Below are 20,270 nucleotides of genomic sequence, written 5' to 3'. Positions count from 1 at the left end.
CATGGTACGAGGCATAGCGAATAGTAAAATTGGGTTTGGCGATTTGATTTTACTACTTCGCTATTTTTTTAAGCTAAAAGTGTCAACACACCCTAGTCGTATCGATTCTATGACAGTAGTTTCTTTGAATATTGCGTCCTTTTCCGGAAGTATTTTTTTATAAAAAATCATATTCCAGTTTAAATTTTGAAGTGCTCATTAGAGGTTATGAAGGAAAATGTTGAACCCGCTATGCAACAGGAAATCGTATGTTTAATAGGGTATTTTTCTAGAAATCAATGAATTAAATAAAGACGATATGAATGCAGAAATCTTCGGATAACAAGCCAGAAATATTCTAATCTGCTTTAAAAAAATGACAATTGAAATCTTGTATAAGTCTTCTTTTAGAAGTGTAAAAGAGTATTGTCGGCTAAAAAAATACTGTTATATTCAACTCATGGTAGGTCGTAAAATCAATAAGACGCTACCGATAAGTTGGACGGATCAATGACAGTTAGTTGAGTTTGATGTTTATCACCAGACAATAAATCTAGCACTAGCCATCCAACACAGAGCTCGCAGAAATGCGAGCTTTTTTAATGTCTGCACAATTCATTAAGTTTAATATTCTTTTTCTTATAATCCATCCAGATAAAAAAGTTTACATTGCCAAATTCGCTAACATCTTGAAGATTAATCGCTTGGCTAATTATGGTATAAAAAACTGCAAATTGGATAATGAGAGAGGAAGGAAAAATGTCAAAGATAATTGATATCAAGGTGAAAGATCAATTTAGCCAAGTGACTGAGGCGAAAGCGATGCTGCGTTCCTTTGCAGAGCACAACACTCATCATGCAGCTGAGTTGGTCAAAAAAATTGAACATATCGTGGTAGATGGTGAAACGATTCTGCCGAGTATTGAGTTGTTGTTTGAAAGCCAAAAATCTTCAAATATTTATCGCGTTGTCGAATAATTTAATCAGTGAACTTCAGATAGGTAGAAAAAAATTGAACTTATTTATCCGAAATCACCGATTCAGTAGTTAAAAAACTCACCATTTAGGTGAGTTTTTTATACTTTGGTATTTGCTAGCTTGGATGCTAATGTGTGCAGCTATAATCAGAAGCTGATTCAATCTCTAAGAGAAGACAACGTGATAGTGAGCCTTGATTGGCCGAAGAAATTTCCCATAGCAATAAAAAAGCTCGCTGGAGTGAGCAAGTATTTAAATCTGTTTAAGCTGCAAATTCACATCATATTTTTCAAATTCTTTTAGAATCTGCGCTAAAGTTTGCTGTGCAGTTGTATGCTCAGGGCTTAAAGAAATTTCCTGACAAGTCGTGCTGTCAAAACATTCAATGGCCTGAATCAGCCAATGATGCTCAAGGGGACTTTTTTGAATCAACACACGGCGCGGTTGCAAGCTGTCACTGATCTGGCGGGGAAGCACATAGGTAATCGCCAATTGCACAAATTGCAGTTCTTCAACCGGACTTAAAAAGGTGATCACCCAGTTGCCAACTTTACTCAGTTGCATGGGATTATCGAACGCATCGAATTCTAAATAATGTGACATATACATGATCCAATCGGATGTCTATGCTCACTATATGGCGGGATTATAATTCTTTTTCTATCACGCTTAAGTCGGATATTTCGAGCTTTAAATTTTGCTTAAATATAAATATATCAAATAACCAATTAGTTATCTTGAATAATTAAAGCTGCCTCATTGTTAAACTCACTTATTTAAGAGTTTAAAAGACTAAGATGTTCTTATTCAGGCGCTTCATTTTACTGCAATTGATCTAAAGCAAAATTGATCTGCTTCAGAATGTGATTCAATTCTTGGGGAGCAATGCGACTTTCCTGAAGTGATGTGATCCATTGCATTTGACAAAGTTTCAAACTGCGCACATCCGGTGCCTGTAAAATATGGTGAATTTGCTGTTTGGCCATCAAGCCACAATATTTTTGTAAGCTTTCCATCATCATATATTTGAGGTCTTCAAAAGACATGAGTTTGAGTTCAGGCAGCTTTTGTTCATGGCTTGAATCTGTTTCAGCAGATGGAGTGTTCTGCAATATTTTTATGGGCTCCATCTCGGGGGTGAAATCTTTTGTTGCAGAATCCGCTGCTATCGAGGAATTCAACGAACGGTGAATCTCGGAGTGTGCCAGGTCAACTTTTGTATCTGTTCTCGCGTCTGCTTGCTTTTGACTAATGGCTACCTCGCCAGTTTCAGCCGGAACGATTAAATCCATGGCATAAAGTTGATCTAAGAGTTCGGTAGGAGCAAGCTGCTGCTTTAAGCCATCATTTAATAAGTTGAAATCCTGGCTGCCGATCAGAACCAATAAGCGGCGTTGGCGTGCGGTCAGTGGGATGGAGCGATCCTGTAGCACCTCGATCCCACGTTGAGTTTTATAAAAATGCATCATAGCTGAATAGATGGTTGCTTAAATTCAGCTAGAGCATAGTCTGTGAAAATTACATTAATATGAAGTATTTATTAAAATACAGAGGTTTATTTTGATAAGACCTATAATGTCGTGATCGCCGTATTTTCAAGTGCCTTGCGTAAATAAGGATCGAGTTCATCCTGACGCAGCAACCATTGCACATAGTCAGCAGGTAGTTCTGCAATAGCGGTGCCGCGATGTTTACCAAAATTAATCGTACGTGGAATTCGGGCATCTTCAGAAGCATCGAATAATTCCTGCATACTGTTGATTTTTAAATGATGCACAATATGCATTAAAATATTGGCCGTTAAAATAATATCCATATCGGCACGATGCGCTTTACGGATCATTTCACGCGCTCTTTCGCTGCCTTTGGTGATCATATAAATCAGGGCAGAAATATTGTGCGCTTCCGCATCTGGCCAGACCCGACGTGCTAAAGCCAGTGTACAAATCGCCTTGATTTTTGAAGTATCTACACCACATTTTTCGATGGCACGGACGTCATAATCAATATTATGGCCGATCATGTAGACGGTTTCATCAGGCAGGCGAAAGGTAGTGTAATGCGGCTGACCTTCCAGATCCGATTCCAGAATATGATGCACGGCCATGGCAGCAAAAGAAATGGCTTCGTCACATGAATAAAGCTGATCAAACAGGCGGCTTTTATCCAGACTGATTTTATGGTCGACAATTTCGACAGGCGCATAGGCAATTTCGATGGGTTGGCCATTTAAAGTATGCGTTTCGGTATCAAGAATAATGGCCTGCATGTCGGAAATGTGCCTGAAAAGAGAGGAGAGTAAAATCTAACATTATTATTTTGCAACTGACAATTGAATTGCTTTATTTCTGTATTAATTGCAGGCTTTTTAACGTATGACGACTATTTGTATAGTTCGGGAGAGGAGAAATTCTCTATTTTAAAGTTTGCTGATTTCATAATAAATCTAAACGGGTACGAATTTAACAGAAAAAATAACGCATTCTTTTCTTGATATTGTTTAGATAAATTGGGAAATTATATGTAGTTTTATCGTTTGTTAAAGATAAAACCAGAAAAACTCATTAGAGATGATAATAAATAAGATAAGGATAAGATCGATGAAACGTCAAGTATTGACCTGTACTCTTCTCACATTAAGTGTGGCCTTAACTGCTTGTAACGATGATAGTGATAATGATCGTTTTTACGAGTCCAAACCTGCCATTCCAGTAAATAATATCGATAATCCAGTCGTGGCAACACCTGTAGCCTATACTCAAACGGATTTCTCCGGGATCGCTGACGAAAGTGTGATCATGACTTATAAGATGTTAGGAATTAATGGTAAGGAAACACAAGCTACTGCATTAGTTTTCACACCCGAAGGAACGCCTCCAGCTACAGGCTGGCCAATTGTGGCATGGGCACATGGAACTACCGGTGTAGCTGATCAGTGTGCGCCGAGTCGAAAAGCGCTGAATGATTATATCAAAGCCATGATTGGCGGGTTTCTCCAAGCTGGCTATATTGTAGTGGCACCTGACTATGAAGGTTTGGGAGAGCCGAGTGGAAAAGAACTTCATCCTTTCTTGAATTTGAAAAGTGAAGCTTATTCTATTACTGATGCAGTCGTAGCTGCACGAAATTATTTAGGTTCACAAGCATCCAATCAATGGGTGGCAGTAGGGCATTCTCAAGGTGGCCAGGCAGCTTTAGGCGCTGCGCAATATGCAGCACGTGCCTCTAAGATGACCTATAAAGGTACGGTAGCTTTAGCACCGGCTTCAAATTTCAATCTGATTTTGACAGGAGGTGAACAACAGGCGGGACAAGAAACAAATCTGGATAAAAAAATTGGAACTTTAGCATCTTTAGATACCTTTACTGCCCTGATTGTTGCTGGTTTGCGTAACCCGAACCCGAATCTGCAATATAGTCAGATTTTTAAAACGCCAACCGATGAAATCGCGAAAAATGCAGAAACTGATTGCTATGATGTATTAGGCCAGAAATTTGGTACTGCAATGTATGCTTATGCACAATCAAATAATAACTCGGTAAATAATTATCCTCGTACTCAAACTAACTTTATGAGTATTCCAGTCGTAAAGAGCTTCTTAGAAAAAGATTCTCAGCCTTTACTTGTTAAAGTTTCTACGCCAGTGATTATTTATCAGGGTTCAGCAGATAGTACCGTTCCGAAAGCAGCAACAGATGTTTTGGTTGCACTTACCAATCAAAAACAAACTTCAGTACGTTATATTACGGATGAGTCAAATGCGACTAAATGGGATCATGGTAGCGTCTATGCACTGAATATTCCTAATATTATTTCAGATGTAAAATCTCTAATGCCAATTCAATAACTTATTTTTATCTAAATGGCTCATGTTTTTTTAGATATGAGCCATTTTTATTGCAAACTGAATAAAGTTCATGATCGAAAATTTAAAACTTCATGCTACAATACGCGCCAATCTTAGCACGGCTTAAAAGCCCTAAATCAATAGGACCTCGCTAATGTTTGCCAATATCTCTATCGCTGAATTTGATCCAGAATTAGCTCAAGCAATCTCGAATGAAGATGCTCGTCAAGAAGCTCATATTGAGCTAATCGCTTCTGAAAACTACTGCTCACCAGCAGTTATGGAAGCTCAAGGTTCAAAACTTACTAACAAATATGCGGAAGGCTACCCAGGTAAACGCTACTATGGCGGTTGCGAGTATGTAGACGTTATCGAACAATTGGCGATTGACCGTGCTAAAGAACTCTTTGGTGCTGATTATGCTAACGTTCAGCCACATGCTGGTTCACAAGCAAACTCAGCAGTTTACTTAGCGCTGCTTAACCCGGGTGATACAGTTCTGGGTATGAGCCTTGCTCACGGTGGTCACTTGACTCACGGTGCAAAAGTAAGTTTCTCTGGTAAAACATATAATGCGATTCAGTACGGTTTAAACCCTGAAACTGGCGAGATCGATTACGAAGAAGTTGAGCGTTTGGCGCTTGAGCACAAGCCACGCATGATCGTTGCTGGTTTCTCTGCATACAGCCAAATCGTTGACTGGCAGCGTTTCCGTGACATCGCGGACAAAGTTGGCGCTTACCTATTTGTTGATATGGCTCACGTTGCAGGTCTGGTTGCCGCTGGCGTTTACCCAAGCCCGGTGCAAATCGCTGACGTTACTACGACTACGACTCACAAAACACTTCGTGGTCCACGTTCAGGTCTGATCCTTGCGAAAGCAAACGAAGAAATCGAGAAGAAACTTCAATCGGCTGTATTCCCAGGCAACCAGGGTGGTCCTTTGGTTCACGCGATTGCTGCGAAAGCAATCTGCTTCAAAGAAGCAATGGCACCTGAATACAAAGCTTATCAGCAACAAGTAGTTGTGAATGCGAAAGCAATGGCTGAAGTATTAATCGCTCGTGGTTATGACGTAGTTTCTGGTGGTACTGAAAACCACTTGTTCTTGTTGTCTTTAATCAAACAAGACATCACAGGTAAAGAAGCTGACGCTTGGTTAGGTGCTGCTCACATTACTGTGAACAAAAACTCTGTACCAAACGATCCACGCTCTCCGTTCGTCACTTCAGGTATCCGTATCGGTACACCTGCAGTAACAACTCGCGGTTTTGGCGAAGCTGAAGTGCGTGAACTTGCAGGCTGGATCGCTGACATCCTAGATGCTAAAGGCGATGAAGCTGTTATCAACGCGGTGAAAGAGAAAGTTGCAGCGGTATGTGCTAAATTCCCAGTTTATGCATAATCGCTTATAAACGGAAAGGAGCTCCCAACCGGGAGCTTTTTTTATAGCTGTAAAAATAACGATGTAAAAGATGTTTAGACTTGATCGGGCTTATATAGATCAATTTCCATGCCGTAAGAGATTGAGTCATCAATAAAATCATATTGAGTTTTTCTCAATCTGGCTTAAAGTCTTTTATCAACTATTTGTATTTTTAAATGCTTTAAAAGAATGAATGCATTCGTTGCATGCTTTGCTTGAAATTATTTACAGGAATTATTTTCAGAACCTGACACTTTAAAATAATAGGTTATTGAGCTGAAGATCATGGTAGATGAAGCGCTTGAGTGAATCCCATGTTACTGTAAGGTGGTGCTGATATAAGCGCCGTGAATGACATCATTCTTTTTATTTAAACGTTATATGGATCGGTATCATTTGAATATGGGTAAATCCTGTATTTAAAAATGCTGCTGGCGGTTGATTGATTAATTTTTCATTTATGCATTAAACAAGGTAATAAGGATGACTAAACCCAACATTATTTTATCTGAGCAAGATTTACATCGTCTGGAAACGATGCTGGAGAATCAGAGCAAGCTGAGCGAAACCATGATCCGCTTAGAGGATGAACTGGCACGTGCCGAAGTAGTTGAGCCAAAAGAAATCGCAAGCAATATCGTGACCATGCATTCACGTGTACTGTTGACGATTGCACCTTCAACAGAAACGGTCGAAGTGACCTTGGTTTACCCGCATGAGTTTAAGGGTGAAAAGGGACAGGTCAATGTGATCGCGCCGATAGGCGCCGCCATTTTGGGCTTAGCGGAAGGTCAAACCATTGAATGGCCACAACCAGATGGTCATGCGATGAAAGTGACCATCGAAAAAGTGCTGTTTCAGCCGGAGAGCGAAGGGGATTATCTTTAAGCCAGCGTTGGATCATCCTTGAAAGCCATAGCAATATGGCTTTTTTTGTATATGGATTTTAAGTAAAACCTGATGTTATAAGCGTTTAGATCAGATTAAATAAATTTTAAAGTTCTAAATGCTTAAAGTGAAATAATTCTCAAAATGCTACGTAGTCATTTATCTCTGTAATTGGATTGTCTTGCCAAAATCATAATTAAAATAAAGATAAAACATGGATTTAGTTAAAGTGATGTAACGAATTTCTGGATAAATATACACAACGCGGCCTGTTTTTTTGCTACATTCGAAGATGTTCTAGACTTCTTTGTTTCACTTTTTTAAAGGATATCGCCTCAACCATGTCGCGCTTTGAAGCTCTACCTGCCTTGACTGACATGATGCTTGATCGAGAGGAAATTCTGGCGATTAAGCGTAATGAGCTTGTGCCTGTACTGGATAATCAATATGGGCTGAATCATTATGCAGATGCTCTGATTCAGGCACAGTCCGTTCTATTGAATGGTGTAGATCCGCACTTGACCCAACAGTTAAGCCAGACCATTGAGCAATTGATTCATGCCTTGGCGGAATCTAAAAAATATCTGAAAAAACGTAAATTTAATGCTCTACAGAAATGGTTGGGTATTGATCTGGATTATGGCTCAAGTCAGGTGGAATATTATCAACGGCTGGACCGTTTACTGGACCAAGCCGATCATTTAAGCCGTAAATTACAGATTGAAATCCAGAAATCGCAGTCACGTTTTCAGCAGCTTTTGGGTTTGCGCGAACAGATGGCCAAGCACATTGTCGCAGCAGATGAGTTTTTATCTGAATATCCGCTATTCGTCAAAAACCAGCATCCACTGGATAATTTTTCAGAACGCCTCTCTAAAAAAATCAACACCCTACGTACTTTGCAAAGCAGTAATGACATTGCCATTACCCAGATGCAGCTTTCGCAGCAGCTTTCCTTTAGTTTGCTGGATCGCTTTAAGGAAGCGCAGCAGGTCTTGATTCCGGCTTGGCAATATCATGTCAAACAAAGCCAGACGAAACACTCGACAAGTGATCTGGAAAAACTTGATAATAGCCGTGAGAGTCTGATTAAAACGTTAAAAAAATCCCTCGAGAAACCCTCGAAAACATAACAATATAAGGTGAACTATGACCAAGTCTGATTTAGTAAATTTACCTGTTGAAAGCTCGAATGAACTGGTCGAACAAAAATTCCAGCAAATGGACCTGAAAGAACTGGGCTTGCAGCCTGCTGACTTTCAGGAGGTGCTGGCTGCACGTAAAGAGTTGCAGAACATGAGTCATAACAGTGTGGCTGAATATGGCAAAAATATTGCGACCAAAACTTCGACCTATACCGATGAATTACTGAATCTGGTACAAAATAGAGATCTGGATGCGACAGGACAGAAGCTGAATCAGGTGGTACAGGTGGCTCAGCAGCTGAATACCAGCAGTATTCTCAATAAAAAGAAAAGCTCGGGTTTTTTTGGCAATATCATCAGCAAATTCAAAGGTGCGAAAGATAACTTTGATGCACATTTCAATACTACTAAAGAGCAGCTAGATGTGCTGGTGAAAGAGATTGAAACCTCGCAATCCGGTTTGAAAGCACGTGTTGATACCCTGGATAAAATGTTTGACGGGGTGCAGGATGAATATAAACAGCTCGGGGTGCATATCGCTGCAGGCCGTTTACGCGAACAGGAGCTGCAGCAGGAAATTTCCGCTTTAACTGCCTTGCCGCAAGATCAGAGTACCACCCAGAAAATTTATGACCTGAACCATCTGGCCAATAATCTGGAAAAACGTGTCAGTGATTTACAGGTCCTGCAGCAATCTGCCATGCAGACCTTGCCAATGATCCGGATTATTCAGTCGAATAACCTGATGCTGGTCGACAAGTTCTATGCGATCAAAAACATTACTTTACCAGCGTGGAAAAACCAGATCAGTCTGGCGATTTCGTTAAGCGAACAGAAGAACAGTGTACAGCTGGCCAATACCATTGATGATGCCACCAATGAGCTGCTGCGCCGTAATGCTGACCTGTTACATCAGAACTCGGTCGATACCGCTAAAGCCAACCAGCGTTCGGTGATTGACATAGAAACGCTTGAACATGTGCAAAACACCCTCATTAAAACTGTAAACGATGTGATTCAGATCCAGAAAGAAGGTGTACAAAAACGCACAGAAGCAACCGTGCGTTTGAAAGCTTTGCAGGATAATCTGAATCATTTGGTGATTGAATCAAGTACCAGTGGATCCAAGCCCAACTAAATCAGGTAGGGCCAAGATCTGAAAAAAGGAGTAGAGATTGCCGCCCTTAGATGAATATGCCGTTAAGCCTCAGGACATCAAGCAGGGGGTAGTTGCACTCAAGAAACGTCAACGCAATTTGATGCTATTGGGTTTGACTACTTCTACCATATTTATAGCCTCATTGATCAGCCTATTTTTCCAGCAGGAACTGGTCTATGGCTTTTTTGGCCTGAGTACCCAAGTACAGCAATTGCATTTACCGGTCAGTGTAGATGCCACACTGGCCAGCATTGGTGATAGTCCGGATTATTTTTTTAGTTTGCTGAGCTGGTTTGGCTGGCTGATTATTAAAATTTTTGCCTCTTTTATCGGCGCATTTTTTGTGATTGGCTTACTGAAAAAGTTGCGTTTCTTTTATGTACGCTTTCAGTCTTTTGTGCTGAAATTTGTCGCTTGGCTGATTGCTTTTATCGTGATCTGGTCAGGATTGACTTACTTGCAGCATGATCTACGTAATGATCGAGATGATGCTTATCAGCAAGTGGTGTATTACGACAGCAATATTAATGACAGTGAAATCGCCCGTTATCTGGCTGATTCAGAGATTGCAGCACCGGTGAAATCTTATTTACTGGCGCAAACGGCATTGCTGCATAAGCCGCAGGATTTATCTGCCGCAAAACCTTATGTTTTAAACCTGGTTGAAGCAGAAAAACAGGATCTTAAATTTGAACACTATGGTTTCAAGCCTGAACAAATCTGGACCATGCAGCAACAGGTTTATGGTCAAGCCATGACCCCAGTGGCCAAGAGTGTAAATACACAGGTACAACAGGCGGATCAGTTAAATCAGATCACGAATCTGGTTATTATTGGTGTTGCTATTTTATCGGCGCTACTCAGCTTAATCTTATTTTTCTTGGCCAACTCAATCAAGGGTCGATCACTTCGTATCGAACAGCGGATTCATTAATTTCCCAAAATGCTCCTGAATAGGGTAATAAGGTTAGATAAGAAATTGTCTGATCTTTATTATTTTTATTCATGATGATAGGGAATACGCCGAAACGTCATCCACAACTGTCTGAGGCAGGACTTGATTAGAAAATAATTGTTTCTGCGATAAATCAAAATAATGAACGGTAGTGAACGAGTTTTGTGGTGAGGAGCATTGCTCCGCAAGATGATTTCCTTGCGAAGCTCTGCTTCTCATTCTGCTGAAACAAAAGTAGCATATAGACTACAAACGTTTAATTTAAAATGGCTAAACGCTGTTATTCACTAATGGTAATTACGAAGTTTATTTCTCAATTCCTTAACTGACTGGTATTACGAGAATAAAAGAACATCCTTTTTAAGGAAGCTAAGTATTATTTTTAAGTCAAATTATTCAATTTAATCAGCACAGCCCCAAAACTAATATGAAGCAGCATAAAATCTATGATTGGATTAATAATCTAAAATATCGATCAATAAAATAAAAACAAACTGTTTTACCTATTTGTTTAATTCATTTAATATCCTGTTATCAAATAAACATTTACTCCTTTGGAGACGTTAGCAATGTTAGACCAAAATACTTCAGCTCAACTTAAAACTCTATTAGAACGCCTGGAAGGCCCGATTGAACTGGCGGCGACTTTGGATGGCTCTGACAAATCAGCCAAAATCCAGGAACTGGTTGCCGAAGTGGCTGCACTGTCTGATCAGGTGACTGCACGCTTTGACGGGACCAATGCACGTGCGCCAAGTTTCGGGATTGCAAAAGCTGGTGAAGAACCGCGGGTGTTCTTTGCAGGCTTGCCAATGGGTCATGAGTTTACCTCGCTGATTCTGGCATTGCTGCAAACTTCAGGTTATGCACCGAAAGTCTCGGATGAAGTACTGGCGAATATTAAGAGCCTAGGTGTTCAATCTAATTTCGATGTATTTGTATCCTTAAGCTGCCATAACTGTCCGGATGTAGTTCAGGCACTCAACCTGATTGCCATCTATAACCCGGGCACCACAGCCACCATGATTGATGGGGCTTTCTTCCAGGACGAAGTAGAAGAACGCAAGATCATGGCGGTTCCGATGGTATTCCAGGACAACCAGCATATCGGTCAGGGTCGTATGACACTGGAAGAAATCATTGCCAAACTGGATAGCAATGCCGCTGCCAAAGATGCTGAAAAGCTGAATGCCAAAGAAGCCTTTGATGTCCTGGTGATTGGTGGCGGCCCTGCAGGGAATACTTCTGCAATCTATGCAGCACGTAAAGGTATTAAAACTGGGATCGTGGCTGAACGTATGGGCGGTCAGGTCATGGATACCATGGATATTGAAAACTTCACGTCTGTACAGAAAACGCAAGGTCCGAAGTTTGCCGCTGAAATGGAAGCCCACGTGCGTGAATACGGTGTCGACATCATGAACCTGCAACGCGTGTCTGATATCAAAGGTGCGGATGAAACGGCCAATGGTCTGGTGGAAGTGACCTTAGAGAATGGTGCCAAACTGGAATCAAAAACCGTGATTCTTTCGACCGGTGCACGCTGGAGAGAGATGAATGTACCAGGTGAGCAGGAATACAAAACCCGTGGTGTGGCATATTGCCCGCACTGTGATGGTCCTCTGTTCAAAGGCAAACGTGTTGCAGTGATCGGTGGTGGTAACTCGGGTGTCGAAGCAGCAATTGACCTGGCAGGTATTGTGGAACACGTCACCCTGGTGGAGTTCGATACCAAGCTGCGTGCGGATCAGGTATTGCAGGACAAGCTCAACAGCTTGCCGAACACCACGGTGATCAAAAATGCACTCTCTACCGAAGTGCTGGGTGATGGTTCACAGGTGACCGGTCTGAAGTACAAAGACCGTGCCACAGATGAAGAGCACACAGTTGAACTTGCCGGGATCTTCGTGCAGATCGGTTTGTTGCCTAACACCGATTTCCTGAAAGAAACAGCTGTTGAGCTAACCAACCGTGGCGAGATTGTGATTAACGACCGCAACGAAACCAATGTCAAAGGGGTATTTGCAGCAGGTGACTGTACCACAGTGCCGTACAAGCAGATCATCATCGCGACTGGTGAAGGTGCCAAGGCATCACTGTCTGCATTTGATTACATTATCCGTTCAGGGCAGTAAAAAAAATAGCACCGAGGTTCCCCAAAACCTTGGTGCTATATCTTATAAATACATTATTATCGCTTTATAGGAGCTCAGGGCGCTAACACCCGAGTTCCTTTTTTTATATTTATTATTGGATCAGCCAAAAGTGTCCCCACGCACTTTCAGCTGTTCTTTGTCTCTCACTTTTTGTTTTCAACCCTTATTTTTATACTTTCCCCAAGGTTGTCTTTACATAAAGCAATATTTATTCCATCACTTCATTTTTTAAGATTTAAATAAATTCAAACCCTTAAATTTTTCCAGTAATTGTTCTTGTGTTTCCCGATACTCCGGATGTGGAACAATGCATTCAATCGGACAGACATCCACACAGGTCTGATGCTCATAAAAACCGACGCATTCCGTACACCGGTTCACATCAATTTCATAGATTTTTGCACCTTCATAAATCGCGTCATTTGGGCATTCCGGTAAACACATATCGCAATTGATGCATTTGTCGGTAATCAGCAATGCCATATTTAACTCGCCTGATAAGCCAGTGAAGATGCCGAAATATCCGCAGTCGAGCTTGGCAGATTACGAATCAGCAGGGCATATTGCATATCGACATCTGCCGGAACCGGAATCTCGACGATATGACCTGAACCTTTGGCGTCTTCAATCAGATTACCTTTTTTGTCTTTCATTTCGGTTAAAGTAAAGATGATATTTCCTTTAGTCGTCATCAGTTCGAGTGAGTCACCCACCACAAAGCGATTTTTCACATCAATCTTGATGTAATCGCCATTACGTTCCAGCACCTCACCGCAGAAAATTTGATGATCAAAACTGGAAGAACCATGTTCATAATTTTGATATTCACTATGTACATGGCGGCGCAGGAAACCTTCGGTATAACCACGATTCGCCAGACCTTCAAGCTGGGTCATCAAGGATGGATCAAACGGCTTGCCAGCAAGGGCATCATCAATTGCTTTACGGTAAATTTGAGCAGTACGGGCGCAATAGAAATAAGACTTGGTACGGCCTTCAATCTTCAGTGAATGTACGCCTACTTTGGTTAGTCGCTCTACATGCTGAACCGCGCGCAGATCTTTGGAATTCATAAAATAAGTACCGTGTTCGTCTTCTTCAGCAGCAAACATATCTTCATCATTCCGCTGCAATAACACAGGCTCATCAAACTGATGTTGCTCTTGCATGTGTCGTTCATCAGCATCTTTTGAGCAGCAGCCTGAATCCAGATTTTTTACTGGAATGACATCACCGGTTTCATCTTCCTTGGCATCCAGAACTTTATATTCCCAGCGGCAGGCATTGGTGCAGGCACCCTGATTGGCATCGCGCTTGTTCATATAACCGGATAGCATGCAACGGCCAGAGTAGGCCATGCATAACGCACCATGAACGAAGACTTCAATCTCCATATCAGGCACTTGCTGTTTGATTTCTGCAATTTCTTCAATCGACAGTTCACGTGACAGAATCACACGGGTCAGCCCCATGTTTTTCCAGAACTTCACGGTTGCCCAGTTTACAGCATTAGCCTGAACCGACAGGTGAATGTCCATCTGTGGAAAATGTTCACGCACCAGCATGATCAGACCTGGATCGGACATGATCAGCGCATCCGGCTGCATCGCGACCACAGGTTCCAAGTCACGAATAAAATTTTTCAGCTTGGAGTTATGCGGCTGGATATTGACCACCACATAGAATTTTTTGCCTAGTTCGTGTGCTTCTTTGATGCCAATGGCCAAATTGTCATGATCAAATTCATTATTACGAACCCGCAGGCTATAGCGCGGCTGACCGGCATAAACTGCATCTGCACCATAAGCAAAAGCGTAGCGCATATTTTTGAGTGAGCCAGCAGGTGAGAGAAGTTCGGTAACGGTGGTAATGCTCATGATCAAATCGAAAGACATATAAAAAGTACGGCTTTATTCTAATCATCTGGAATTTGGATTCAACCTAGTAAATCACTCGGAAATACGCGATTTGGAGGTAAAACAAGGTTCTTTTTTAAGTAAAGAATCCTCCATAAAATATCTTCAATATTCAGTCATTTTCAGGGTTTTCAAGCGTTTTTAAAATCTGGCAATGATCAATGGTGGTTGGGGTATTGCAACTTTCTCTCAGTGTGATCAGTTGCCGTTCAAATATCTGTAATTCTTTAATTTTATTTGAAATATCCAAAAGATGCTGATCAATCAGCTGGTTGACGGCACAGCACTCCTGCTCTGGATTTTGTTCAAGTTGAATCAGGGTTTCTATCTCTTTTAATGACATGTCCAAGGCGCGACAACGCTTGATAAAAAGCAGTCTTTTTAAGGCGTCTTCACCATAATAACGATACTGATTACTTGCTCGAAAATTCGGCTGAATAAAGCCTTTTTTCTCATAAAAACGTAGGGTATCAGTGCTTAGACCAGTCTTTTTGGCCATTTCTGAAATCAAATAAACTGACATATCGCCCTCATGCTTGACCTTGGAGTTAGTCCATAGTTTCTAATCAATTTATCGTATTTTAGATAAAAAATCATCGGGGGAATGATATGGCCTGTAGTTGTAGTCCTGAACCGGCACCCATCAAGCCCAACAGCAAATTTAGAACAGCGCTATGGATTGCCTTGCTGGTAAACTTCACTTTATTTGTAGTGGAGCTGATCGGTGGTGCTTATGCACATTCATCGGCCTTATGGGCAGACGCGCTAGATTTCTTTGGAGATGCGGTCAATTACGGAATTTCTTTGGCTGTACTCGGGGCGAGCCTCTATTGGCGGGCAACAGTCGCTTTGGTGAAGGGAATGACCATGGCGTTGTTTGGTCTAGTAGTGATTGGCAAAGTGATTTACGCCTATCTGCAAGGCATTCCACCTGAAGCATTGACAATGGGCCTGATTGGCGTCCTAGCCTTGGTGGCGAATGTATTTACAGCAGCAATTCTTTATGCTTTTCGTGAGGGTGATTCCAATATGCGGTCGGTCTGGCTCTGTAGCCGTAATGATGCAATTGGCAACTTTGCGGTCATTTTGGCAGCCGTAGGCGTATTTGGTACAGGCAGTCTTTGGCCAGATATTATTGTGGCTGTAATTATCGCTACACTCGGCATTACATCAGGTTATCAAGTGATTAAACAGTCCCTGGAAGAAAGATCACTTAAACATAAATCCAGCTAATTTTTATATTTAAAGCTGTCCTACAGGGCAGCTTTTTATTTGTTTCCATTTTTATAATATGTGAAAAATAAAGCTTTACAAATAAACAAATTAAATTAGAATCTCTGGCGAAATTCAGAAAATATACATAAATTTTAATAATTTAGGTTTTTGCATCGTGCGAGGGTTAGTGTGATTTTAATTAAAATTTTTTCAATATTGGCAATATCAGGGCTAGCCGCTTGTAGTTCCAAAGTCGTGACCTATGATGCAACAGGAAAAATCATCGGTTCATGTATGGCGACGCGTGGCCTACTTTCGACCGCAAGTGCACATTGTAGTGGTTCAGGCGATGCCTTGGGTGTGAATTACAATACGCCGGATGCTGCTACGGGCTTATTACCAACGCCACCAAGCCAAAATCAGATTAATTTAAAACCGTAAATAATAAAGGGGAATATCATGAAATTATCAGCACTTATTGCATTCGTCGCGACTGTTGTATTGACCGGTTGTGCTTCGACCGTCACTACATATGACTCTCATGGCCGTATGATTGGTTCATGTAAAGCGCAAACGGGTTTCATCATTGCAGGTGGCGCAGGCTGTTCAGGTTCTGCAAACCAAGAAGGTCGCGATCGTTAATTTTTTAGTGATTGTTCCAATAAAAACCGGACTTAAAAGTCCGGTTTTTTAGTTTTAGCAAATCTTATTTTTCTACGAATGCACGTTCAATCACGTAATCGCCTAGAACGCCCATTTTCGTAGATTCTTTCAGACCGTGTTGATCAAGAAGCGCAGCAACGTCATCTAGGAATGCCGGGCTACCACATAACATGGCACGGTCAGTTTCCGGGTTGAAACGTGGCAGACCAATTTTTTCAAACAGTTCACCGGTTTCAATCGCAGTCGTTACACGACCTTGGTTTGGATATTCTTCACGGGTTACGGTTGGGTAATATACCAATTTTTCTTTCGCGCCGAGTTCAGAGAAGAATTCATGATTTGGCACTTCATTCAGGATCAAATCTTGATAAGCCAGTTCTGAAATGAAACGGGTACCGTGAACTACGATGATTTTTTCAAAACGCTCATAAGTTTCAGGATCGCGAATAGTCGACAGGAACGGTGCAAGACCTGTACCAGAAGAAAGAAGGTAAAGATTTTTACCAGGGTTTAAGTCATCTAGTACCAATGTACCTGTCGGCTTTTTAGAAACTAAAATGTCATCGCCGACTTTGACTTTCTGCAAAATCGAAGTTAGTGGACCATCAGGCACTTTAATTGAGAAAAACTCTAACTCTTCTTCGTAGTTGGCGCTTGCAATTGAATATGCGCGCATTAACGGCTTGCCATTGACTTCAAGGCCGATCATTACAAACTGACCGTTTTTAAAACGCAAAGCAGTGTCACGAGTCGTTTTAAAAGAGAATAAAGTATCATTCCAGTGGTGGACGTGAGTAATCTTTTCGACGTTAAAAGCAGCCATTAAAGGTCTCAATAAATTATCAAATTAGAACAGCTTGCTATTCTAATCTAAATTCATTCTCGATAAACTGAATATATTTAATTGAGCTTATCAAAAAAAGTGATGATGACTGAACTGACGCTACCGATTATTGGTTATATGCGTTCTCCCTATAAAGAAAAATTTGGTATTCCTCGTCAGCCGAATCTGGTTCAGGTCGAAAGTTATATCGAAATGGTCGGGCCCTATAATGATCTGCTCGCCTTTGAGGGGATTGAAGAATTTAGTCATCTTTGGCTGGTCTGGCAATTTCATGACAATAAAAACCAGCACAACAGCCAGTTTCGTCCACAAGTGCGTCCGCCGCGTTTGGGCGGTAACAAGAAAATAGGCGTGTTTGCGACACGCAGCATGTATCGTCCATCACCGATAGGTTTATCTGTGGTCAAACTCAAGGAAGTGAGAAAGGTGGGCAAGCATGTTCGGGTGTATGTGACAGGGAGTGACTTGCTCGATGGCACACCAATTGTCGATATCAAACCTTATATTCAATATTCGGATGCCATTGTTGAAGCACAAAGCGGTTATGCACAGGATGAACCATCACGTAAAACCGTCATTTGGAGCGATGAAGCGGAGCAGCAAAAGCAACAATTACTAGGAAATGGAAAAATTTCTGTGCAGACTATTCAGGAACTGGAAGCTGTCTTATCTCTAGATCCAAGACCTGCATATCAGGAAGATGAAGAACGGGTATATGGGATGAAGTTTGCAAACGTTGATATCCATTTCAAAATTCATGCTCAGCAAGTGCTAATTGTTGCTATCTAACCCGAATCCTGTTTAAGCCAATGATTTCATAATTTGAATTTTTGGCTTATTTTGATGAGTGAGTTGATATGCACATAGCGAAGCATAAATTCCACTCAGAAATCCATGAAGACTACGTGCTTTACTCGTTACTAAATTGTATTGCCCCTTCAATAAACTGAATAATGTTTCTATCTTATTGCGTTGTCTTAGGTGATATTCATCTGATGTACAGAGTTGAATAGCCTGCATATTCTTCCTATGATAAGTAATTAAATCAATACCTTGATCTTTTAATCTAATTTTTAATTCTTGGCTGATGTAACCTCGATCTGCATAGAGCTTTGCTTTTAAGCCTTCAACCAAATGCTCAACCATTTTTATGTCAGCAACATGTCCATTCGATAAAGCAGAACAGGCAATTTCACCAAATTGATTCATCGCAATATGTAATTTACAGCCATAAAACCAGCCCATTGAGCTTCTACCACGTGATGCAATTTGGACTAATGATTTATGACGCTGAATACGTTGATTTTTACAAACTGGCAGAGTTGTTGAATCAATCCATAAATATTGTGTATCTTGGCCTTTCATCAGTGCCACATGTAAAGCGTGTAGAGCTAATTCATGCATATTGATCAGATGAATCATCCTTTGATAGCAAGGCAAGTACTTAAATAAATGGCTTTTATCTTCTTTTAACCAGGTGAAAAAGGCTTTGAAATTATTGAAATGAGAGCATTTGTACCAAATGGCAATAAAGCAGATTTCTGAAATTGTAAGTTGAGCAGTTCTGATTCTTAAGGAACCACGGTTTTGTTTGAGAAACTCCCAATAAGTTGATTCAAATTTAAGAAAAAAATCATCAATTACGCAGAATAATTCGGTACTATTGAACATCAGGACTAGAGTTGTGAGTTTGGTGTGGTAACTCAACTGATGGCTCTAGTCCTCTTATTTTTCAAGTCAATTTCTTATCCACGATTCGGGTTATCTAGCATATTCCTTCCTAGATTATAGGTTCCACCACAAAACCCCAATCAACACTGCCATATGCAAAATCTGCACAGGCGCAAAATAAAGGACAAACTTCCAGCCACCGGTCAAAGCGGCATTGGCTGACTTGGCTAAGGCATGAGCACCCAGACCTAAAAGCAGGGCATAGATCAGACGCATATTGGAAGGATCGCCTTGAACGACGACACTGGCCATCGCGGCATGAATTTCGAACAGAGAGGCAAGCAAGGTCCCGGCCAGTAAGCCGGCATCCCCGAGCCAGACCTCCAGTCCGTAAACTCCAGCCTGAATGAGTGTTAAAGTCACTGCAATAATCACGGCTTCTTTTAAGCTGAACATCTGGCTGTCTGATGATTCCATGCTCGGAGCAGGTTTTGCCTTGCGCAATAATAAAAACGCACATGCTGCCAGAAGGATTACGGCAACTAAAGATGGCAAGAGCAGGAGTTTCAACCAGCTCCACGATACACCTCCAACCACTATCAATAATAAAACAATGGTCGAGATACAGGACATCAGTGCAGCGCCGGCATTCGATCGTGCATCCATTTCACCTTTACGGACCTGTAAACCTAACTGAGCGATGGTGGCTGTACTGGAAACAAAACCGGAAGCGATGGAGGACAGCATCAGGGCATTTTTAGTCGAAAAAAAGCGTTTTGCAATATGCGCCAGAGCTTGTACCACTAAAATTAAGGTCAGTAATTTTAAAATAAGATAAGGGTTAAGCACTTCGCCCCAAAAAGGCCGGTCAGGGGTCAGCGGTAAACCAATCAAAATCAAGGCCAGTAATAACAGTCCATCCCTGAACTCGGCTTCTTTGATCCATTTTCCGGCAATATTGTGCATGGTATGTTTGGCCATCAAAATACCGGTTAAGAGCACAGAAAGACCGGCTGCCAGTGGAATATTCCATAAACACATGGCGCCAATAAAATAGGTCATCACAAATGCAAGCTCTGTGGTAATGCCTGGGTCATCAGGCTGATTTTTTATGGATAAAATGACCATGCCACCCACGATCAAAGCACCTATTACAGCAATCACGATTCCAAACAGGAAACACAGTGCGCCCAATAAAGCACAGATCGCAAAGGAACGTAAGCCGGCAAAACTCGGTTGCTGCTCACGTTGCTTATGCCGTTCCCGCTCCAGCCCAATCAATAGGCCGCAGCCCAATGCCGAGGTGAGTATCGTGAGCAGTTCATGAAAAGAATGCGCATGCAGGGGAACCGCAGTCAAATCCATCTGTGACCTCAGCAAGCTAAGAGTTGATTATTTAAAAATATATGCGACGAGATAGAGTTTGC

21 protein-coding genes are annotated in these 20,270 nt (G+C 41.4%); 12 read left to right on the top strand and 9 right to left on the bottom strand.

Going from position 1 to position 20,270, the window contains the following annotated elements; translation table 11 throughout:
• Positions 1 to 738: 738 nt before the first annotated feature.
• Positions 739 to 957 (top strand): hypothetical protein, encoded by a 219-nt coding sequence (locus tag ACIG3F_RS12155; RefSeq protein ID WP_005265756.1) that lies wholly within the window; start codon positions 739 to 741, stop codon positions 955 to 957.
• A gap of 252 nt (positions 958 to 1,209) precedes the next feature.
• Here ACIG3F_RS12155 and ACIG3F_RS12150 read toward each other — a convergent pair whose 3' ends face one another.
• The 3 genes from ACIG3F_RS12150 to ACIG3F_RS12140 form a co-directional block, all read right to left on the bottom strand.
• Complete coding sequence (locus tag ACIG3F_RS12150) at positions 1,210 to 1,560, bottom strand: hypothetical protein (RefSeq protein ID WP_253173535.1); 351 nt, start codon at positions 1,558 to 1,560, stop codon at positions 1,210 to 1,212.
• A gap of 218 nt (positions 1,561 to 1,778) precedes the next feature.
• The gene (locus ACIG3F_RS12145) at positions 1,779 to 2,426 is read right to left on the bottom strand and encodes a hypothetical protein (RefSeq protein ID WP_396470152.1); all 648 of its coding nucleotides are present in this window, start codon (positions 2,424 to 2,426) and stop codon (positions 1,779 to 1,781) included.
• A gap of 101 nt (positions 2,427 to 2,527) precedes the next feature.
• Complete coding sequence (locus ACIG3F_RS12140) at positions 2,528 to 3,226, bottom strand: 3'-5' exonuclease (RefSeq protein ID WP_396470151.1); 699 nt, start codon at positions 3,224 to 3,226, stop codon at positions 2,528 to 2,530.
• Positions 3,227 to 3,557: 331 nt separating this feature from the next.
• Here ACIG3F_RS12140 and ACIG3F_RS12135 point away from each other — a divergent pair, with 331 nt between their 5' ends.
• The 7 genes from ACIG3F_RS12135 to ahpF all read left to right on the top strand — a co-directional run bounded on the left by ACIG3F_RS12135 (position 3,558) and on the right by ahpF (position 12,513).
• The gene (locus ACIG3F_RS12135; protein ID WP_396470150.1) at positions 3,558 to 4,805 is read left to right on the top strand and encodes an alpha/beta fold hydrolase; all 1,248 of its coding nucleotides are present in this window, start codon (positions 3,558 to 3,560) and stop codon (positions 4,803 to 4,805) included.
• Between the two features lie 154 nt (positions 4,806 to 4,959).
• Entirely contained in the window at positions 4,960 to 6,210 is a 1,251-nt protein-coding gene (gene glyA / locus ACIG3F_RS12130) for a serine hydroxymethyltransferase (RefSeq protein WP_005103619.1), read from the top strand.
• Between the two features lie 504 nt (positions 6,211 to 6,714).
• Entirely contained in the window at positions 6,715 to 7,119 is a 405-nt protein-coding gene (gene rnk / locus ACIG3F_RS12125; protein ID WP_396470149.1) for a nucleoside diphosphate kinase regulator, read from the top strand.
• 341 nt (positions 7,120 to 7,460) lie between these two features.
• On the top strand, positions 7,461 to 8,252 hold the full coding sequence (locus ACIG3F_RS12120) for a hypothetical protein (RefSeq protein WP_004645592.1): 792 nt from the start codon (positions 7,461 to 7,463) through the stop codon (positions 8,250 to 8,252).
• 16 nt (positions 8,253 to 8,268) lie between these two features.
• Positions 8,269 to 9,402, top strand: coding sequence for a toxic anion resistance protein (locus tag ACIG3F_RS12115; RefSeq protein ID WP_129716469.1), 1,134 nt, complete (start codon positions 8,269 to 8,271; stop codon positions 9,400 to 9,402).
• A gap of 37 nt (positions 9,403 to 9,439) precedes the next feature.
• Complete coding sequence (locus ACIG3F_RS12110; RefSeq protein WP_396470148.1) at positions 9,440 to 10,357, top strand: hypothetical protein; 918 nt, start codon at positions 9,440 to 9,442, stop codon at positions 10,355 to 10,357.
• A 590-nt stretch (positions 10,358 to 10,947) separates the two neighbouring features.
• Positions 10,948 to 12,513 carry an alkyl hydroperoxide reductase subunit F gene (gene ahpF, locus ACIG3F_RS12105; RefSeq protein WP_396470147.1) on the top strand — a complete coding sequence of 522 codons (1,566 nt, stop codon included), beginning with the start codon at positions 10,948 to 10,950 and terminating at the stop codon, positions 12,511 to 12,513.
• A 249-nt stretch (positions 12,514 to 12,762) separates the two neighbouring features.
• Here the strand turns inward: ahpF and ACIG3F_RS12100 are convergent, their stop codons facing one another.
• From ACIG3F_RS12100 to ACIG3F_RS12090, 3 genes are all read right to left on the bottom strand, one after another.
• Positions 12,763 to 13,017 (bottom strand): YfhL family 4Fe-4S dicluster ferredoxin, encoded by a 255-nt coding sequence (locus tag ACIG3F_RS12100; RefSeq protein ID WP_396470146.1) that lies wholly within the window; start codon positions 13,015 to 13,017, stop codon positions 12,763 to 12,765.
• Positions 13,018 to 13,019: 2 nt separating this feature from the next.
• The gene (gene yegQ / locus ACIG3F_RS12095; protein ID WP_396470145.1) at positions 13,020 to 14,429 is read right to left on the bottom strand and encodes a tRNA 5-hydroxyuridine modification protein YegQ; all 1,410 of its coding nucleotides are present in this window, start codon (positions 14,427 to 14,429) and stop codon (positions 13,020 to 13,022) included.
• Between the two features lie 133 nt (positions 14,430 to 14,562).
• Positions 14,563 to 14,973, bottom strand: coding sequence for a Cd(II)/Pb(II)-responsive transcriptional regulator (locus ACIG3F_RS12090; protein ID WP_129716479.1), 411 nt, complete (start codon positions 14,971 to 14,973; stop codon positions 14,563 to 14,565).
• An 86-nt stretch (positions 14,974 to 15,059) separates the two neighbouring features.
• Between ACIG3F_RS12090 and ACIG3F_RS12085 the strand changes: the two genes are divergently transcribed.
• The 3 genes from ACIG3F_RS12085 to ACIG3F_RS12075 all read left to right on the top strand — a co-directional run bounded on the left by ACIG3F_RS12085 (position 15,060) and on the right by ACIG3F_RS12075 (position 16,307).
• On the top strand, positions 15,060 to 15,683 hold the full coding sequence (locus tag ACIG3F_RS12085) for a cation transporter (protein ID WP_071851681.1): 624 nt from the start codon (positions 15,060 to 15,062) through the stop codon (positions 15,681 to 15,683).
• A 171-nt stretch (positions 15,684 to 15,854) separates the two neighbouring features.
• Positions 15,855 to 16,106 carry a hypothetical protein gene (locus ACIG3F_RS12080; protein ID WP_396470144.1) on the top strand — a complete coding sequence of 84 codons (252 nt, stop codon included), beginning with the start codon at positions 15,855 to 15,857 and terminating at the stop codon, positions 16,104 to 16,106.
• Between the two features lie 18 nt (positions 16,107 to 16,124).
• A complete protein-coding gene (locus ACIG3F_RS12075; RefSeq protein ID WP_396470143.1) occupies positions 16,125 to 16,307 on the top strand; it encodes a hypothetical protein in 183 nt (60 codons plus the stop codon).
• Positions 16,308 to 16,371: 64 nt separating this feature from the next.
• Here ACIG3F_RS12075 and ACIG3F_RS12070 read toward each other — a convergent pair whose 3' ends face one another.
• Positions 16,372 to 17,151, bottom strand: coding sequence for a ferredoxin--NADP reductase (locus ACIG3F_RS12070; protein WP_396470142.1), 780 nt, complete (start codon positions 17,149 to 17,151; stop codon positions 16,372 to 16,374).
• Between the two features lie 105 nt (positions 17,152 to 17,256).
• Between ACIG3F_RS12070 and tsaA the strand changes: the two genes are divergently transcribed.
• Positions 17,257 to 17,961, top strand: coding sequence for a tRNA (N6-threonylcarbamoyladenosine(37)-N6)-methyltransferase TrmO (tsaA, locus tag ACIG3F_RS12065; protein WP_396470154.1), 705 nt, complete (start codon positions 17,257 to 17,259; stop codon positions 17,959 to 17,961).
• 12 nt (positions 17,962 to 17,973) lie between these two features.
• Here tsaA and ACIG3F_RS12060 read toward each other — a convergent pair whose 3' ends face one another.
• Both ACIG3F_RS12060 and ACIG3F_RS12055 read right to left on the bottom strand, forming a co-directional pair.
• The gene (locus tag ACIG3F_RS12060) at positions 17,974 to 18,843 is read right to left on the bottom strand and encodes an IS982 family transposase (RefSeq protein WP_278357340.1); all 870 of its coding nucleotides are present in this window, start codon (positions 18,841 to 18,843) and stop codon (positions 17,974 to 17,976) included.
• A gap of 114 nt (positions 18,844 to 18,957) precedes the next feature.
• Positions 18,958 to 20,208 (bottom strand): MgtC/SapB family protein, encoded by a 1,251-nt coding sequence (locus ACIG3F_RS12055; RefSeq protein ID WP_396470141.1) that lies wholly within the window; start codon positions 20,206 to 20,208, stop codon positions 18,958 to 18,960.
• Positions 20,209 to 20,270: the final 62 nt, after the last annotated feature.

It is taken from the genome of Acinetobacter sp. NPDC052428 (genome assembly GCF_044547685.1).
In the GTDB taxonomy this organism is placed as follows: Bacteria; Pseudomonadota; Gammaproteobacteria; order Pseudomonadales; family Moraxellaceae; genus Acinetobacter; species Acinetobacter lwoffii_G.
This window is presented reverse-complemented; position numbering and strand designations above follow the sequence as displayed.

Excerpts from the sequence above, each read along its gene's own strand:
- ACIG3F_RS12145 (WP_396470152.1), bottom strand. The coding sequence starts at position 2,426 with ATGATGCATTTTTATAAAACTCAACGTGGGATCGAGGTGCTACAGGAT.
- ACIG3F_RS12055 (WP_396470141.1), bottom strand. The coding sequence starts at position 20,208 with ATGGATTTGACTGCGGTTCCCCTGCATGCGCATTCTTTTCATGAACTG.
- ACIG3F_RS12155 (WP_005265756.1), top strand. The coding sequence starts at position 739 with ATGTCAAAGATAATTGATATCAAGGTGAAAGATCAATTTAGCCAAGTG.
- ACIG3F_RS12140 (WP_396470151.1), bottom strand. The coding sequence starts at position 3,226 with ATGCAGGCCATTATTCTTGATACCGAAACGCATACTTTAAATGGCCAA.
- ACIG3F_RS12070 (WP_396470142.1), bottom strand. The coding sequence starts at position 17,151 with ATGGCTGCTTTTAACGTCGAAAAGATTACTCACGTCCACCACTGGAAT.
- yegQ (WP_396470145.1), bottom strand. The coding sequence starts at position 14,429 with ATGTCTTTCGATTTGATCATGAGCATTACCACCGTTACCGAACTTCTC.
- ACIG3F_RS12120 (WP_004645592.1), top strand. The coding sequence starts at position 7,461 with ATGTCGCGCTTTGAAGCTCTACCTGCCTTGACTGACATGATGCTTGAT.
- ACIG3F_RS12090 (WP_129716479.1), bottom strand. The coding sequence starts at position 14,973 with ATGTCAGTTTATTTGATTTCAGAAATGGCCAAAAAGACTGGTCTAAGC.
- ACIG3F_RS12100 (WP_396470146.1), bottom strand. The coding sequence starts at position 13,017 with ATGGCATTGCTGATTACCGACAAATGCATCAATTGCGATATGTGTTTA.
- ACIG3F_RS12135 (WP_396470150.1), top strand. The coding sequence starts at position 3,558 with ATGAAACGTCAAGTATTGACCTGTACTCTTCTCACATTAAGTGTGGCC.
- rnk (WP_396470149.1), top strand. The coding sequence starts at position 6,715 with ATGACTAAACCCAACATTATTTTATCTGAGCAAGATTTACATCGTCTG.
- ACIG3F_RS12075 (WP_396470143.1), top strand. The coding sequence starts at position 16,125 with ATGAAATTATCAGCACTTATTGCATTCGTCGCGACTGTTGTATTGACC.
- ACIG3F_RS12115 (WP_129716469.1), top strand. The coding sequence starts at position 8,269 with ATGACCAAGTCTGATTTAGTAAATTTACCTGTTGAAAGCTCGAATGAA.
- ACIG3F_RS12060 (WP_278357340.1), bottom strand. The coding sequence starts at position 18,843 with ATGTTCAATAGTACCGAATTATTCTGCGTAATTGATGATTTTTTTCTT.
- ACIG3F_RS12150 (WP_253173535.1), bottom strand. The coding sequence starts at position 1,560 with ATGTCACATTATTTAGAATTCGATGCGTTCGATAATCCCATGCAACTG.
- tsaA (WP_396470154.1), top strand. The coding sequence starts at position 17,257 with ATGACTGAACTGACGCTACCGATTATTGGTTATATGCGTTCTCCCTAT.
- ACIG3F_RS12085 (WP_071851681.1), top strand. The coding sequence starts at position 15,060 with ATGGCCTGTAGTTGTAGTCCTGAACCGGCACCCATCAAGCCCAACAGC.
- glyA (WP_005103619.1), top strand. The coding sequence starts at position 4,960 with ATGTTTGCCAATATCTCTATCGCTGAATTTGATCCAGAATTAGCTCAA.
- ahpF (WP_396470147.1), top strand. The coding sequence starts at position 10,948 with ATGTTAGACCAAAATACTTCAGCTCAACTTAAAACTCTATTAGAACGC.